The organism is Mucilaginibacter sp. CSA2-8R (genome assembly GCF_038806765.1).
GTDB lineage: Bacteria > Bacteroidota > Bacteroidia > Sphingobacteriales > Sphingobacteriaceae > Mucilaginibacter.
The window spans coordinates 5,026,513-5,044,012 of sequence record NZ_CP152389.1; the positions used below are offsets into that span (position 1 = coordinate 5,026,513).

Below are 17,500 nucleotides of genomic sequence, written 5' to 3' on the forward strand. Positions count from 1 at the left end.
TGTGGGCAGTCGTTAAGAGAATACATAGCTTTATGCTTTCTAACATAAACACACCTGAGATTTTAGGCAATGTGGCTTGATAGCAGGAGGGCTAATCTTATGCCTCGGGTGATTTACATTAACCGAAAATCACCCAATTTGGGGGATTGACCTGAGGTAAAAGTTTGATAACTTTGAAATATTGACCTAATAGTAGATAAAGAAATAACTAGTCTAATCACTTGTATGAATCAGATTAAGCGTTTTGTTGCTAATAACGGTAAGTTAAGCTGGCCGTGTTGTAACAGTTAACTTACGTGTAATATTTTTTATGCTCACCCGGCTCCCTCCTTTTCAATTTCAAATATTCGCTATTTAAGGCTGATTACATCTGGTATGCTTTCTAATTCAAATATTTCAAAATGCAGCATCTTCGTTATCTGCTTGTTAATGCAAGGCTTGCTGTTTGGCTGCAAAAAAGAAAAGCAACCGTCTGATGATCTCAGTACGCGGCCTATAGTAACCACCATGGAATTCTACAGTTACAATGGGGAGCGATACACCAGTGGGCCACACTATTACAACCGGTTTATTCTCAATAATTTGGGGGTACCGAACAGTGTAATTTTAATCAACGGGCACAATTTTAGTGAGGATTTTAAGCAAAGCAGTGTATTGTTTAACAATGTCAGCGCCTCTGCTATCCAAGGCGATTCGACTACCATTTATGTAGCCATTCCGGATCAGGTACCTCCCGGCCCGGTAAGGCTCACCATAAATACTAATGGCAAAAGCATCGTTCATCCTACTCAATTTACGGTTGAAGCCCCTGACCCACATATAACCGGACTCAACACACCGGCAGGCATGCGGGGGAGCCAGTTGGTTATTTACGGCGAAAACTTTAGTACTACAGCAGCCAAGACTAATGTGACCATTAATGGTACCGCAGCGGTCATTGATTCAGTAAAACTTGACGCAGTTTATTTTAAAGTACCGGTTAATGCCACCTCCGGCAAAATTGTACTGACTACATTTGGCAAAGCATTATCATATCCGGACGATTTTACGGTTACCTCGTCCACTTTTACAACAATCAGTAATATCGGCTTACGTTTTTTGTCGTTAGATGATGCTGGCAACTTTTACGGCACTATTAAAAATGCAATTTACAAGGTTACGCCGGGGGGCATTTCATCCATAGTCACGAAATTAAGTGGTGTTGATTACAATTTAATTTCCGGAGCCTATTTTGGTGGCTGCACAGCCGACAAGGCCGGAACAGTTTACTTTATTGCCCCATTTGTATTGCATGACAATTACCCGAATTACAATACTGATTATCTCTCTAGGGTAATTAAAGTATTACCCGATGGCAGCCTGAGCGAAATAGCGGGAGGAGGCTACCCGGCTTTCACTAATGGGCAAGGTAAGACGGCTAATTTCAATTCACCTTATAATCTTATACTGGATGCTTTGACCGGTAATTTCTATGTAAATGATACTTTTGTCATCCGTAAAGTAACGCCATCAGGATTGGTGAGTACGATTGCCAATGCGCTGCCTAGTTATGGGCCAATAACATTACCCGGTTTTACAAGCGTAAGTGGCATAGCCATACACCCGGAAACTGGCGATTTATATTTGGTGAGCCTGAGTTCGAATACTATAGGTAAGATCACACCTGGCGGAACAATCAGCACAATGCCCATCACAGGGGACAAAATAAGTACGGGCGGTCAGCAGAATGCTGTCATCAATTTGGCCATCACAGCTTCTGGAACACTCTATTTATCAGTGGGGAGTAATCTGTATCAGATTAAAAACGGCGTAGCGACCAACACTTACGGAAATCCGGCTGGCGGCAATATCTGGGGTATGACTTTAGACAAGGCTGGGAACTTATATTTAAGCGCAACAGAATTATTTAACAGGTACAACTACAATCCTAAAAATTGGCTTTACAAGGTTATACTTTAATAGCAAAATGTCTGCTGCCATTTTGTTATTAAAGTAATGTATAAAAACAAGTTGCTTAGAGCCACCCTGAGCAATTAAATTCCGTAACTACCGGTAAGCGCTTTTTTTTCTATACTTTTTGCAAACAGCGGTGTTTCTTCATGATTGTGTGCATCTGAGGCGAGCTGGCGGTCATGAGCAGCCTGCGCTAATGTTGTATTATGCGCTTTTATAAACTCGAAGAATTCAGGAGTAGCAGTCGCATGTATTTCATTGATATACTCGCAGGTATTTTCATTTATCTTAACGGCCTTCAACTCCCATAACACCTGAACTTTACTGCGTCCGTGTGCAGATATAGCATCAGAAACAGATAACATCCGGCAATAATCAGCCCTGTATTCTGTAGCCACATAATGCTGAATAACCAGTGCACCGCCAATAGTTTCAACATTGATAGACATGGGTTCGCCATTCATGGTACGGGTAAAGCCGGCAGCAATATGAGCCGTTGAACATCTTTGATACTCTTCATCGGGCAGGTTAAATAACCAGTCGGCAATGTTCACTTTCTCAAACGGCGCATTGATGATAGCTTTAACTGTTGAATGAGATAGCGCGTTTTCTGAGTTTTGTAAGATTTCCATAATGTTGTCTTTTGTTCAGTAAAACAAAGGTCGCCATTCAATAATAATCGTCTAAACTCTTATTTCCGATATAGTTCATTGATAAAACCGATTATCTTACTATTTTCAAGAATGGAACTTCGTCAACTTAAATACTTTATTAAAGCAGCAGAACTCCAAAATTTTACAGAAGCCGCTGGAGCTTTGTACATTACTCAAAGTACCTTGTCGCAACAAGTAAAACAATTAGAGGATGAACTGGGCATACCATTATTTGACCGGATTGCCAAGCGGGTGCGGTTGACAGAAGCCGGAAGGATGTTTTTGCCGTATGCTAATAAAACAATTAGAGATGCCAGCGATGGTAAAAACATATTAAAAGATTTGATGAGCCTTAGTACAGGCACATTGAATATTGGGGTTACTTACGGGTTAACAGATCTGCTGGCCAAAGCGGTCCTGAATTTTTCAAAGCAGTTTCCTGACATTCACCTCGAAATTATTTTTGGCACCACACAAGACCTACTGAAGAAACTTGATCAAAGCCATATTGATATGATGTTGTCTTTCTCACAAGAAGAGAAACCTGGAAGCTATAAGATTGAGCGCCTCTTTTCTTCGTGCCTGGCGCTAATCGTACATGCTAATCATCCTCTGGCCATAAAACAACAGATCGCTTTTGAAGAGTTAAAAGATCTGTCGTTGATTTTACCATCCAAAGGGTTTAGTATTCGGAACCATTTTGACCATTTGCTATCCCATCACGATGTGGACATTAATATGCAAATGGAAGTCAATGATATCAATATGCTTTTACAATTAGTGGATAGCGGTAATTGGGCAACTATACTCATGGAGTCTTCCATTTTTAATCATCCGGAATTAAAAGCGGTAAAACTTGCAGGTAACAGCATGACGAGACAGGCCAGTATTACCTGGCCAATAGGTGTTTACTGCAAAAAGCCCGCACTCTTATTAGCTCAACAATTAGCTGTATATGCAAATAATTACCAATCTTAACAAAATATTATTAAACCATTTTGACAAGTATATACTTGGTAAAACTGACTTATAAATTAGTTGTATAACCAATATAGGACAAGCAATAAAGTATATAGATGTAAAATTCTATATAGCAAAAAAGCCCCGCAGATGTGCGGGGCTTTTTTGCTGAGACTGGGCCAAATTCGAACCAATCAGCGGAATTTAATAGTGTTAATAGTGCTGGAGGGTAATTAAATATGATTACATTTTTTTCAGGACAACACAAGCTCCGCCACCGGGTGCTAATTTTACACGAATGGTGTTGGTTGAATTAACATCCTGCGTTTTTGATACGTACCCTTCTTTATGTGTGCGATAGTCAGAATCTGCGCTATCCTGAATAATAAGGGCTTTGTAATTCCCTTTACCAAGAAACGACAATGGTATGGTAATCTCACGCGGTTGCTCATCGGTGGCTGCACCTATAAGCCAGGTACCGTCTGCTGCCTGGCGGGCCATGGTGATGTGTTCGCCAATAACACCGCTAAGTGTCTTGCTTTCTCGCCAAGGCATCTTTTGTGATGCATAAAACTCAAGCAATTCAGGATGTTTTTTATAATTTTCTGGTATATCAGGAATAACGGTTACACCGGAAAATACAATAAGCGTACGCGCAGCTTCACCTACCAGAGTAGACGGAACGGGCGAGGGTTCATCCACACGACCAGCCTGGGTTAAATCGGCCAAGCCATTGTTCATGTCTATAGGCCCTGCAAGCATGTTAACAAAAACAGATGTAACAAACGTTTTAGGGCTAAACACCTTGTGCCCATCAAGCTGAGCCTGGCAATATTCACGGGTAACTGCGTTGGGCCACGTACGCATTTGTCCGTTGGGATGTACGGGGCCATCATGAAAATCACACAGCAGATGATACTTTGCACATATTTCGGTGATGAGCTGGGTCCGGGTATTTTTTTCTTCCGGGCCACCTGTCATAAAGCCGTACTTTATGCCTGCCGCGCCCCAGTCGCTGTATTGCTTTAAAGTTTCCTCAAGTGGATACTTGCGGCCGCCAATGTCATTGATGTAAAGCCAAACGCCAACATTCTTCGACTTACCATAGGCGATGATTTCGTGTACCTGGGCAACCTTGCCACCTTTTAAAGGGTCAGAGTTTTGATTAAACTCCGGCCCATACCAATCAGCGTCTAACAGCAAATAACGCATATTATTCGCTGCAGCAAAATCGACCATACGCTTCCACGATGGTAGAGACATTTTATATTTGAAAGTGTCCACTTTTGCTCCATTGATGCGCCAATCCCACACAGCAACGCCAGGCTTTACCCACGAAAAATCATACTTTTTTTGTGGTGGCTTATTTAATAATTCGATCAAATGGGAGTCTACCAACACTCCAGGGCTGCGACCGAACATAAGCACCCGCCAAGCCGATGTGGCCTTGGTGGCAACCCTTATCTGCTTCTCCCCTTTGGTTGCTTCCAAAACAAGCGGTTCACCAGTTGCTAATTCAGCTTCGTGAATTGCCATATATGCGTTATCGTTTGCTTTGATAGTCATCACAGGTAAGCGCTTTCCGGCAATATCGGTTAACTTTTCCGGACCTTTATTAGCATTTTCCCCGTTGTAAAACCAAGCGATATAGTCATCAAAAAAATTGAACTGAGTCAATTCATCTAATTTTTTTCCTTCCGGAAATATGTACCGGAAAGCCACACCATCATTATAGGCACGTGCCACAATCTGATAAGCTTTAAGATCAATGGTTACTTCATTGTACCGGTCGGGCACAATGGCACGTTTACCCCATACCGGCTTCCAAACAGTGTTAACTGCACGATGGGGTGACCGGATAAATTGTTGCGGAGCAATTTCAGCCAAGCCTAAGGCCGATGGATTGATCAATACCCTTCCGTAGGCTGAAAACGTGTACGAAACAGACTTTTTGTACGCATAAGTAAAAGAAAGCTGCAGTTTACCGTCGGGCGATTTAAGCGTTTCAACCTCCTTTTTTGTTTGAGCTGTAACTGCATTTATACCTAAGGTAAACAACGCAATGATGAAGCACTTTAATTGTAAATATGTAGTTTTAGTCATAATTTCTTTAATACCCAAAGCACATTCACGCCCTGAGCACTTATAATAAAATCCATAAGCCAAAATTAATTTATTTTGACTTATGGATTCGCCTATGTTTAGTTACTCCGGGTGCCCTCGTAATACAGGGCATTTAGCCGGAATTTCATATCCGGTATAACCGGATATCAGCCTATTACACTCGCTTTAGTAATCAACTTTCAATTACAGCTTGTATCATAGTCATTTGTTGTTGACTGCTAATAGCCCGGATTTTGGATCAACTGCTTGTTTTTGTTAATCTCATCACGAGTGATCGGACGAAAATAAAGTGAATTGTTCCATGCCCGGTTTTCTAAAACATTGTATTCTGATGGTGTGTAAGTATAATCGTAAATTGTGGGATTATAAGCATAAGGGAAGGATAATGATTTTCCTGCCTTAAACTTTCCGGTAATGGTTACGATGGATACTTTTCTGCCCAATGTTTCGCTTGCTATCAGCCATCTGCGTACATCATGATATCGTTGCTCCTCAAAAGCCATTTCAACACGACGCTCGTGACGGTAAATATTGCGTAGCGTAGCCTGATCTACGGCTGTAACTGCAGGCATCCCTGCCCGGAAACGAATTTTGTTGAGCCAGGACACTGCGGTGCTAGTTTCGCCCAGTTCGATGGAAGCCTCTACATAATTTAGCACGGCTTCGGTATACCTGAAAAATGGCCAAGGAATAGTTTGCGGCATATTTTGATCAACCACGTTGGCGTCCGGATCGGTAAATTTGCGGTAATAGTAACCTGTATATGAACCATTCCAGTTTTCTATAGAGCTGTTTTTAGTATCCAGACCACTAAAAGTACTTGTTTTTCCGTCTATAACGAGGTCATAAGTTCCGGTTTGAATTTGATTGGCCGGATCAACATTGCCAGATACTTTATCGCGAGGTTTCCAGTTAGCGCCATCAAACAAAATGGTGGCATACAAACGGGGGTCGCGATTTTGATATGGGTTAGCCTTCGCTACTGCGTTGGCCCAGCTAAAGGGTGTACCATCAACCATTTCATAATCATCAACCAACTGGCCTATAGGCGTATTGCCGCCCCAGTTATGGTATCCGTTGGGCCCGTTGTACAAATTTGGCGTAACCGCGTAATTAGGCGATAAAAAATACTTGGCAAAAATTAGCTCAGAAGCACCAGCAGGGTCAACATTAGTTGCTTTGCTTGCGCCCCCCATAGCAACGCTTACATGATTGGTTGTGCCTTGTGCAGGCGAAGCAGGGCTTGATAAATTAAGCTTATAACCACCCCGGCTATCGGCATCCATTACTGCTTTTGACGCAACTTGCGCCAACCGATAACGGTCTGCCTGACTACCCGACATGTAGCACAACAGAGGCAAAGCCTGATCTGATATACCACTTAGTTTTGCGGTAAGTTTGGCTCTGTCATGCAAGTCGCTTGCTGCGTAGATCAACACTCTTGATTTAAGAGCCAATGCAGCTAATGCAGTGGCACGCCCCTTATCCACCGACTTACCAGCTAATAATTTAGCTGCGCCATCACAATCCTTTACAATAAAATTTACGCATTCCTCATACGTATTTCGTTTAATTAACAAGTCATCAGTGATGTTATAAACATTTGTTATGATTGGAACGCCGCCATAAAAGCGCAACAGCTGCTGATAATAATAAGCCCTTAAAAAATAGGCTTCGCCTAAAAGCTGGTCTTTCTTTGCCTGATCTGATAAACTATTATTTCCGCTAACTATCCGGTCAATTGCTGTGTTACAAGTTCTAATGTACAGATACATTCTGTCCCAGTTCCACGAATCATCTATCCATCCGGTGGTGCTTGGACTTACATTACCAGTGTTTACCACATCTATACCACGGCCAGAGTGATTAAACAGAGCCTCATCCGAAACAGATGCAAGCATCTGCTCAGAAAATCCGCCATTAACCAAACCTTTATAGGCGTCATACATGTAAGCCTCAGCTAAAACAGGGTCGCTCCAAACTACGTCTGCCGATAATTGGTTGGGAGGGGTTACGTTCAGAAAATCTTTTTTACAGGCTGCACTCATCAACATAATGAATACCAGCATATACAGATTTTTATTTTGTGTAATCTTTTTCATGTCTTAAATTTTTTCTCAAGAATTACCTGCCTGTATGTTATAAGGTTAACCTTACGCCCATATTTATAATTTTAGCTTGTGGATAGTATTGTCCGCTGGAATTGGTTGATTCGGGATCCCATATTTTGATCTTGTCAAAAGTTGCCAGGTTAATACCATTTGCATAAATTCTTAAAGCGTTAATGCCTACTTTTTGTAACCAAGGCTTAGGTAAGGTATAACCCAGCTCCACGTTCTTGATTCTGATATAGTTGGCATTAATTACATAATAGGTATTATCAGATGCGCTAGTAGTAAAATAGGTAGCACCACTGTTGGAGTCGGACAAACGCGGGTAAACATCGCTTGGCTGATCGATGCTCCATCTTTTTTGATATGACCAGTTCAGGTAATTTCCGATGCTGCCCGATTCAGTAAGGCCTATTTTCTGCAACCCACCAAGGGCCCCCTGCATCAGCACACTTAAGTCAAACCCCTTGTACTGCAGATAAATGTTAACACCTCCTGTAAAAGTAGGCGTGCCGTTCTTATCCATCCTTACCCTGTCATCTGCGTTAATTTTACCATCGTTATTAATGTCTTTAAATTTCATATCACCCGGCCTTAAGCTCGAGTTTGATATGCCCAAACCACTGTAATTAAGTGTATTAGCATTAATGGCTACCTGATCTTTAAATACTCCGTCGTACTGATACAGTAACCAGGCATCTGTTGGATGACCTGTAGCGCGTTGCCAATCTGGTGCACCAGGCGTTTCATCAAAAAACAAGATTTTGTTTTTAGCATAGCCACCGTTTACGCCCACGCTGTAGTTTAATTCTCCGGCTTTATCATTATAAGTTAAGCTAAAGTCAAATCCCGAATTTTTAAGCTTACCAAGGTTTACCGGAGGGAAGTTATAACTCGGTATACCAGCACTCCCGGGGATAGAACCAATTTTTGGTGCTAATACATCCGATCGGAGGTTATAGAAATAATCAACTGTTAAATTAAGCCTGCTGTTCAGGAAACTGGCATCTAAACCAATATCGGTGTTATTGGCAACTTCCCAGGTAAAATCATAATTCGGAACGGAGCCTTCGTAAACTGTTGTTACCGGCCGGTCGCCAAACATATTGGTACTGGTAGCTAAAAGCGTTAAATATTGGTATTCTTTCAGCGCTCCGCTGTAGTACGCCTCGGCGCCCATCTTGCCCCAGGATCCTCTTAATTTTAAGTTGTTAACAAACGATATATTCTTTTTAAAAAAGTTCTCTTCTGATACTCGCCAGGCAGCCGAAACACCCGGAAAGAATCCGAAACGATGAGTTGGTGGAAATATGTAAGACCCGTCTACCCGCCAAAGAAACTGTGCTATGTACTTTTCTTTATAGTTGTAGCTGGCAGAACCAAAATAACTTAATCTGGCGCTTTTGAAAACGTTGTTGACGCCGATGGTTTGCCCTGACTCCTGACCAAAAGATAATACCGGAATTTGTGAGGATATAAAATTACTCCTGAAAGCGTTAAAGCCGCTACTATTAGCTGTTTGACGCTGCACACCTGCCAGCAATGCAATACTGTGTCCGTTTATGTTTTTATCATAATTAATAAGCCCTGTTAAATTTACGTCGAGCCTGTTAGAACTGCTTTCTGACAGATTTGGAGTACGGAATTGATCCGGGTAAAAATCTTTTCGTTGTAATTGCGGGCTTCCGTCATTTTGCAAGCTCACTTTATCCCAGGCGTATAATTGGTAAGGTGTGCGCCATAAGGTGCGCCTGTCCCAATATTTATCCAAAGAAGCAGTACCTGTTACCTTCAACCCATCAACGTGAGGTATCCTGATTTCTAATTTACCTGTAGATTGTAAATAATCACGGGTGGTTTTGTCGTACCCGGAAAGGTTAGTTGATGCCACTACCGGATTAATTCCATTCTCAATATCTGGTCCGGGCAAACCATTAGGCCAAATAGCCACATCGGTTGGTCTGCCACGCATCATAAATCTGAAGATATTACCGGCACTCACTGTTGGGTAATTAGGATTTTCTTCTCTCCCGATAACGCTGATGCCGGTGGTAATGTATTTAGTTATCTTTGATTCTACATTGATGCGCATATCGTACTGCTTGTATTTTGTAGCAGAATTTTTGTAAAACCCATCTTGATTTAGATAACCCAAAGACACCAAATACTTGGTATTTTCGCTACCACCCGAAAACTGCAGGTTATGCCTTTGCTGAGGTGCCCAGTCTTTAAACACGGTTGAAAACCAATCTGTATTAGGATAACGCAAAGGATCAGAACCATCAGCAAATTTTTGCACGGCCAACGGAGAAAACGGAGCATTAATATTACCGTTACCGTCTGGTCGGGTATAGGAACCGGTAGCTTTTAAAGCCTGCCATGCCGCACCCCAGTATTGTTGATTTAGGCCAGAGTTGAAAACCTGGAGTTCGTTCATAATCTCGGCATACTCTGAAGAATTTGCCATCTTGGGCGTACGTGTAGGACGCTGCAGACCGTAATAAAAATCATAAGTTAATTGCGGCTTACCTGACTTTCCTTGTTTGGTAGTTACCAAAATAACTCCGTTACCCGCGCGCGATCCGTAAATTGCAGCAGATGCATCTTTTAAAACAGACACGCTTTCAATATCGTTTGGGTTTATCCTATCAAGTCCTCCTGCTCTTCCGGGCACGCCGTCAATTACAATTAACGGATCGGTATTTCCGCCAGATAATGAGTTTATACCGCGTATGCGAATACTCGACCCATCTCCTCCGGGCTCCCCGCTCGGTTGTATAGCTACCACACCTGATAAGCGGCCGGCCAAAGAGTTAGATAAATTTACAGATGATGATTTAGTAAGTTCAGCCCCTTTTACATCAGATACAGCGCCAGAAACAACCACTTTTTTCTGCACGCCGTAACCCACCACTACAATCTGTTCCAAATCTGACGAAATAGGCACTAATCTTACAGCTTCCAGATTTGCTTTTGCCGGTATTTCCTGTGATGCATAGCCAACAAAAGATATAACAATGATAGCATCATCAGCTACGTTACTGATCACAAAACGACCTTTATCATTAGTTAAAGTAACTGATTTACTTCCCTTTACTGATATGGTAGCGCCTGGTAATGGTGCACCTCTTTCGTCAACTACGCTACCCTGTACAGTAATGTTTACTGGAGTTGCTTTTCGGGCTGCATCAGGCAGCGCTTGTACAACAACTACCGTTTTATCTACAATTTTGTATTGAACCGCCAAACCATCAAAGCAAGCAGACAAGGCCTGCTCTATGGTTGCATTGTCAACGTTTACGTTAACAACAGTTTTTTTCAGGTTAAAGTTATTACTGATAAAAACATAACCGCTTTGCTTTTTTACCTGCTGCAATACGCTGTATAAGCTTGTGTTTTTGTTATGTAGCGTAATGTTCTGACTGTATCCTTTGGCACTTGCCTGTACAAGGGCTATGATCAACAGAAGTGTTGTTAATTTCATAACCATAATTATTTTATTCCATCGCTGTTTATATAAGCGCACAGCAATGCCGTTAGCACTAAATTTCATTAATTTTGTGTTCTTAGGTTAATATCTAATTAGTTCTCCCATTAATTTATTCGTTCACAGAAATCTGAACGAAAATGTTAACCAAGTACCAATACCGTGGAAGTGCTTCGACTCGCTTCCGCGGATTTTTTACTCAGCTTGATTGCGCTAAATCATTCGTGTAATTGCTTCCTCATAATCTTTAATTTAAGTTTAATAATGGTTTATTATTGGATTTTACCAGTTGGGGGCTGGTGTTTGGAGGCTTTGTTTGATACGATGATGTTCTTGCCTTCTACTCTGAAGGCTATTTTCAAGTTATCTAAAACTTCAAGCACTTTTGCCAGGTTCATATTACGGTAAACCTCACCTGTGATATCAGTTTTAGGAACATCATCTTCGTAAATCACTTTGACATCATACCATCTCGACAATTGCCGCATTACAGCTTTTAAAGGCAAATGCTCAAAATGGAACAAACCACTTTTCCAAGCTACCATAGCATCAACGTCGCAATCTCTAACCATGATTTTATCGTCAACGGCACTGGTGGTAGCTTGCTGGCCGGGCTTAATATTCATAAAATTCCTGCCCTTTTCAATTCTTATGCTGCCTTGGGTCAACGTCGTACTTACAGACGCTTCATCATCATAAGCGTTAACGTTAAACTCGGTTCCTATATCGTTAATAACCTGGTCATGTGCTAACACCTTAAAGGGATGAGCCGGGTTATGGGCAACAACAATATAAGCTTCTCCGGTAACTGTAATCTTTCGTTCTTTGCCTGTAAAACTGGTTGGAAAAGTAACTGAAGAAGCAGCATTTAACCATATTTTCGATCCATCAGACAGCACTAACGGGTAAGGCGACTGCTCTCCGCAGTTTGTAGACAGTGTGTTAAAAGTGGTTCCCCCGTGATCTGAAGAAGCGCCATTAAGATAAGAGATACTGTCGCCCTGTAATTGCACACTTGTATTGCCTTGCTGTGCAAGTTTGCCGCTCATACCATTGGTGAGTACAATTTTTTGCCCGTTAGCCAACGTTAAAGTAGCCTGATTACGACCCGGCAACGCATCGTGTTTTAATTTACGGACAACTTTATCTTGCTGAGGTTGTATTTGCGACCTTAAAAAGAAAATGCCTAACGATACAACAATTAAAGCACAGGCAGCTGCAATATATCGCCAGACAGGGAGCTTTCGTGTTTGGGCATATTTTTCAGATTGCAGGGCAGCAGTATCCTGATCCATATACTGCGCTAATAGATCATCAAAATTTTGCGTACCAAGAAGCCCGAAGAAAGCCTCAAGCTCATGCTCCGTAGCCTTTCCAGACAGATATCGCTCAATAAGTTTTCTTTTGTAAAATTCGTCTTCGATAGGCATCGATTGTTTGGCTTATATTATGCTTGACGATTAGCACATGCCTGTAGGGTACGGTAATTTGTATAAAAAAACTACTTAATATATAAGCCGCTGTAAATTAGCTAATTATTTTTAATGATTATTAAATAAACATATAGTTATGACCATAAGTAAGTGCAGTCCGAGTTCGTCATCGGCTGCGTTTTTCAGGATTTTCATTGAACGCACCATGTGCTTTTTAACCGTATGTTTAGATATACCGAGCACATCCGCAGTCTCGTCATAAGTAAGGTTTTGTTGTCTGCACAACTTAAAAATCAGCCGTGTCTGTTCGGGCAAATCATCAACTACCTGATTTATAAATGCTAAATAATCTTTGCTCAACTGATCATTTTCGCATTGATTATGAGCAACTTCATAAGTTGAAAGTATCATATGAAGCGCATTTTGCTCAACTGATGCTCGTCTTAAAGTGTCAATGGCTTGTCGTTTAGCTACAGTTAGTAGCCAGGCTACCGGTTCTTCGATGGTCACAGCTTGATGACGTTGCTCCCAGCATTTCAGAAAAACGTTTTGGCATACATCATCCGCTAATTCATTCGATTTTAAATACTTTTTTAGGAATCTAAAAATCACATCATAATACCGATTATAAATTTCGGTAAATGCATTTTTATCACCTCCCTTTACAAGAGACAGCAATTCCTGTGGAGTAAATAAACAATAGTCCCTCATTGCTAAGCCAATCAATAAACTTACAAAAATAAGTGTACTCTTTTGCAGGCCGTTTTAGATAATTTATAACCTACTGCAAGTTAAAGCTGTTACTGTATCAGCAGTCCGTAAGATACGAGACTTGGGCGCTACTTTGGCTAAGCCTGTAACCAGAGATTTTCTGAGGCTTGCAGGATTTTTTTAAAGCGTTGGGAACAGATGATTGGTTTAAACAACATCCTCTGATAGACTGCTGGCGTAAAGCGCATTGGATATAATTCGAACCGTCAAAAAATTACTACTTGATATACGTGACTAATCAACCCGATATACGGTTAAAGTAAAGATAGCTGTGCTTTGATATGCAAGTGCTCCAAAAAAAGCTAAATTCCGGCTCGATATAATGCATGTTCATTCAATAACCACTTTATTCTTCGGTAGTAGCCTAAAGCTACCGAAAATATTAATGCCGAACTATGATCTTTGTAGACGATGAATAATTTATCGAAATAATTCTACAAGTTTATTCGTAATAAATCTTTCATCGCCGGAGGCGGCGATAATTTTTCCCGTTTGATCTATCAAAACATAGTAGGGAATGGTGTGTGTACCATACAACTCGCCGACAATAGCAGGTACATTGGGGGCGGGAAACCTATCTATAACTTGTGTCCAAGGCATTTTCTCTTCATCCAGTGCTTTTGTCCAGTTGCTCCATTTGCGATCGTCAGATATACCAATCAATTCCAAGCCCTTGCCATGATATTTTGCGTACACTTTTTTCAAAGCCGGAATGTTTGCCCGGCATGGCACGCACCAGCTCGCCCAGAAATCCAGCAAAACTATAGACCCCCTTGTTGACGAAAGAGTAACCTTAGTGCTATCTCTTTTTAATAATGTAAAGTCCGGCGCAATCTTACCTATCAAAACACTTTTTCCTGGCAACCGGCTATAGAGCGCTTGATAATATGAGGATGCCTTAGCGTCCCCTGTAAATTTTGAGAGCATCGAACTCAAATAAGGAGTTGACTTATCTGGCAATTGGGTAAAAATTTCATTGAAAATAAAAATACCTGGAATAGACATTGGATTCAGGCGAACATAATTGGCAATCCAGCTTTTTGCTTTTTCCGGGAATGACTTTTGAATGGCTGCCATTTTGGAGGTAAGGTAGGCTGCAGAGTCCTTATTCATAGAAGGTAATTTACCAGCAAGAGAAAGATATTCTTCCTGTCCTGTTTCTTTTGCATACGTATTATAAGCATCGGCTAAAGGCGAGCCGATCTCATTAACCCGTGTTATTACTGGATAATCCTTCCCATTGGAATATTGATGCATTGTTCCGGCAGTATCAATATCGAAAGAAATATGCGAAACGTCTACAAAAGCCGGGAACATCCAATTGCCAGGTTTAATTTTGAATAACATTCGTCCCGGAGAAATAAACTTCCCATTCAATATAAATTTTCCCTTAACGATAACAGCACTATCTACAATTTTTTGATCAGGTGTAAGCCCATATATTATGCCCGAATCTATTCCCTTAATTTTTCCATCAATCGTGAATGTCGTTATTTTATCGGTTTGTGCTTTGGCATGTATAATAAAACACATTAAGAAAAGGAAGATTGTCGTTTTGTACAATTTGTTCATGTGATTTTGGTTTATAGATTGTAAATATAATACTCCTATTATTATTAACCTGAACTGTTGATTGCCTTAGTTATAGTTCTTAAAAATCGTTGGAGCAGCGTAGCATCTTCCGTAAAAATTTCTGCATCAGCTAACATTCCTTCTTTTAATATAACATGTCCAGTGTGGGGCGCTAGAATCCACTTGCAGGCATTAATAATTCCCTCCACAGAGTGGACTTAATTCGAACCAATTGATAGAAGATCTGAAGATGTTGAAAGCTCTATGATCATCATTTCTTTACGCTATCAAACAGTAAAACAAACTTGGTTAAATTAACTATGATTTCTTTAATGAATAATTATTAATCACTGACGATATTCTGTTTTTCTATTGAACAATCTCAAAAAAGCGCCATTCGTTACGGTTTGTTATGTCATAGCCGCTGGTATATACCGCCATGTGAGGTAGCTCGATAGCTAGTGGTAAGTATCCCGAAAGTCCCTTTACTTTGATGGTAGTATCTTGAATATAGTACGTATACCTTTTCGGTTTTTGCACCTTTGATTTCCTATAATCAGGTTCTCTATCCTGCCATGACTTAACTAAAACCGTATAAGGGAGGAACTCGATCAGCGTGTGTCCGTACTCCATATATCCTCCATCCACAGTCTTTAAACAGCTCTCACTTTTTTGATAAAACTTCTTACCTACAAGGTAATGTTTGATAAAGAAGTTGCTGGCTTCTGTGGTCATATAAACGTGCCTGCTACTGTAGTTGGACATGGGTACTTGGGCAAAGCTGTAAGCCATAGAAACAGGCTTACCCTTTTTATTAAAGACAAGCGTTACCGTGTCCGTGACAATGCTCTTCGGTGTAGATTCATCATTTGATTTTCTATCCAGGAAATATATTCTGTTCTTGCTGTTGCGTCTTGTTGAAGATTTAAGATGACCTGTCAAGCCTTGCCGGACACCATCAATTTTTAGTATACCATCTGCAATAACGATATGAGACGTGAGCTTTTCTAACGAACGGTCATATAATCTATAGCTTGTTGTGAATGACAATGTTTGGCTATAAGATACCTGAACGGTTATAGCAGCAAATAATATCATCAAAGTGAATTGCAGGAGCAGTCTCATGATGTGATAACGTTAAAAAAACGTTTGAATGTCAAAATAAAGTACCATCATTATACTGTTACGTCTTTTGATACAAACCAACCTTTTGCATACTGGTACAAATAAGATTGGTCCAATCTACTTTTATTTTTTAACTTCACCTTCACCGAGTTAGACTTCTTGAGCAATGCATTGTATTTATCTTATCACAAGATAATTTCTTAATTAATTTGAACCAACTACTTTAGCATCATTTAAAAGAGCGATATATGTATGCTCTATGCTTATTATCGATCAAAACAATCTGGTTATCAGTATTCATGACCACTTTGCCATTGGCAGATATCTACTTTGCATCCTGCTGCAAAGCTTTTATGCCGTTCGAATCCAGGAAATTGAAAAGGGAGCGACTTGGATAAATGTATGCATTGTCATTGAAGCTAATGGCCTTCTTCAGACTACTAAATATCAATTTGCCGTTATAAAAATAAAACTAGCATCTCCCTTTTTTTAATGCAAAAGATACTCATTCCAAGGTCTGGATGTATTGGAATTGGATGTTAGTGCGCTATAGCTGGTTTCAATCAGGTAACGACCTATAAGGCCGATCTTTCCATTACGTTTCACGACATAAGACTGGACCTTATAACCGATGATAGAATCGACCGGTCCACCAATAAACGATGTGGGTATATGCTCAAAATTTTTCCAAACGGTCTTGTAGATATTTAAACTGCCACCTGTTTTTTTGCTATTAAAGATGGCGTTACCGGTTCGCCATCATCATAGTAAGGTTCTTTTCCCAAGAGACCTTTGCCAAATCCAAAATAGGTATATTCAAAACTTGATGATATAAATTCAATCCACCATGGTCTAATGGCGAAGACTCTCTGTTTAAGAGGAACAACATAATTACCAGACCTGTCTATAACACCAAATCTTCCATTCAACATGACAACACCAAACCCTTTATAAAATGGGATATGCTTGTTGAAAGTGTGTATTGAAGAGACATTCTCCGGTATAAATGTTTTTATATTGATAGGAGAGATGTTCATATACCGGTATGATCGAGTCATTTTCAATAATGCCCTGCGAGGTAAACAGGAGAAGCTCAATGTTTATTGAATCAATCTTAGGTGAAGGGCCTGATTGGGCAGGAATAGGATTTATTGAGAAAAGCCATACCACAAATGCCACTTTAATTCTAAGCCAGTAATACAAAACTCAAAGTAGCTGTCAGGCCCAATAAAGGAATTACGTTAGTTAATCAAAGTAAACGTATTAGAGTGATAGAAGTGTTTTTTTGCCTACAGTATGACAGTAGTAGTG

12 protein-coding genes are annotated in these 17,500 nt (G+C 40.5%); 3 read left to right on the forward strand and 9 right to left on the reverse strand.

All coding sequences use genetic code 11. The features are described from left to right. Nucleotides 1-507: 507 nt before the first annotated feature. Nucleotides 508-1,959, forward strand: coding sequence for an IPT/TIG domain-containing protein (locus AAGR14_RS21395; protein ID WP_342646280.1), 1,452 nt, complete (start codon nt 508-510; stop codon nt 1,957-1,959). 74 nt (nt 1,960-2,033) lie between these two features. Here AAGR14_RS21395 and AAGR14_RS21400 read toward each other — a convergent pair whose 3' ends face one another. Continuing rightward, the gene (locus AAGR14_RS21400; protein ID WP_342646281.1) at nt 2,034-2,585 is read right to left on the reverse strand and encodes a hypothetical protein; all 552 of its coding nucleotides are present in this window, start codon (nt 2,583-2,585) and stop codon (nt 2,034-2,036) included. Between the two features lie 111 nt (nt 2,586-2,696). Between AAGR14_RS21400 and AAGR14_RS21405 the strand changes: the two genes are divergently transcribed. Next, the gene (locus AAGR14_RS21405) at nt 2,697-3,584 is read left to right on the forward strand and encodes a LysR substrate-binding domain-containing protein (RefSeq protein ID WP_342646282.1); all 888 of its coding nucleotides are present in this window, start codon (nt 2,697-2,699) and stop codon (nt 3,582-3,584) included. 225 nt (nt 3,585-3,809) lie between these two features. On the opposite strand, the gene AAGR14_RS21410 is transcribed toward AAGR14_RS21405, so the two are convergent. The 7 genes from AAGR14_RS21410 to AAGR14_RS21440 all read right to left on the reverse strand — a co-directional run bounded on the left by AAGR14_RS21410 (nt 3,810) and on the right by AAGR14_RS21440 (nt 16,189). Continuing rightward, nucleotides 3,810-5,669: a glycoside hydrolase family 97 catalytic domain-containing protein gene (locus AAGR14_RS21410; protein WP_342646283.1), complete on the reverse strand. Its 1,860-nt coding sequence runs from the start codon at nt 5,667-5,669 to the stop codon at nt 3,810-3,812. A 239-nt stretch (nt 5,670-5,908) separates the two neighbouring features. Further along, complete coding sequence (locus AAGR14_RS21415) at nt 5,909-7,792, reverse strand: RagB/SusD family nutrient uptake outer membrane protein (RefSeq protein ID WP_342646284.1); 1,884 nt, start codon at nt 7,790-7,792, stop codon at nt 5,909-5,911. Nucleotides 7,793-7,829: 37 nt separating this feature from the next. Further along, on the reverse strand, nt 7,830-11,264 hold the full coding sequence (locus AAGR14_RS21420; RefSeq protein ID WP_342646285.1) for a TonB-dependent receptor: 3,435 nt from the start codon (nt 11,262-11,264) through the stop codon (nt 7,830-7,832). Nucleotides 11,265-11,560: 296 nt separating this feature from the next. Further along, complete coding sequence (locus AAGR14_RS21425; RefSeq protein ID WP_342646286.1) at nt 11,561-12,718, reverse strand: FecR domain-containing protein; 1,158 nt, start codon at nt 12,716-12,718, stop codon at nt 11,561-11,563. Between the two features lie 111 nt (nt 12,719-12,829). Then, entirely contained in the window at nt 12,830-13,447 is a 618-nt protein-coding gene (locus tag AAGR14_RS21430; RefSeq protein WP_342646287.1) for an RNA polymerase sigma-70 factor, read from the reverse strand. A 465-nt stretch (nt 13,448-13,912) separates the two neighbouring features. Next, complete coding sequence (locus tag AAGR14_RS21435; RefSeq protein ID WP_342646288.1) at nt 13,913-15,064, reverse strand: TlpA disulfide reductase family protein; 1,152 nt, start codon at nt 15,062-15,064, stop codon at nt 13,913-13,915. Nucleotides 15,065-15,433: 369 nt separating this feature from the next. After that, nucleotides 15,434-16,189, reverse strand: coding sequence for a hypothetical protein (locus AAGR14_RS21440; RefSeq protein ID WP_342646289.1), 756 nt, complete (start codon nt 16,187-16,189; stop codon nt 15,434-15,436). Between the two features lie 259 nt (nt 16,190-16,448). Between AAGR14_RS21440 and AAGR14_RS21445 the strand changes: the two genes are divergently transcribed. Beyond that, nucleotides 16,449-16,682: a hypothetical protein gene (locus tag AAGR14_RS21445; protein WP_342646290.1), complete on the forward strand. Its 234-nt coding sequence runs from the start codon at nt 16,449-16,451 to the stop codon at nt 16,680-16,682. 214 nt (nt 16,683-16,896) lie between these two features. On the opposite strand, the gene AAGR14_RS21450 is transcribed toward AAGR14_RS21445, so the two are convergent. After that, a complete protein-coding gene (locus tag AAGR14_RS21450; protein ID WP_342646291.1) occupies nt 16,897-17,226 on the reverse strand; it encodes a hypothetical protein in 330 nt (109 codons plus the stop codon). Nucleotides 17,227-17,500: the final 274 nt, after the last annotated feature.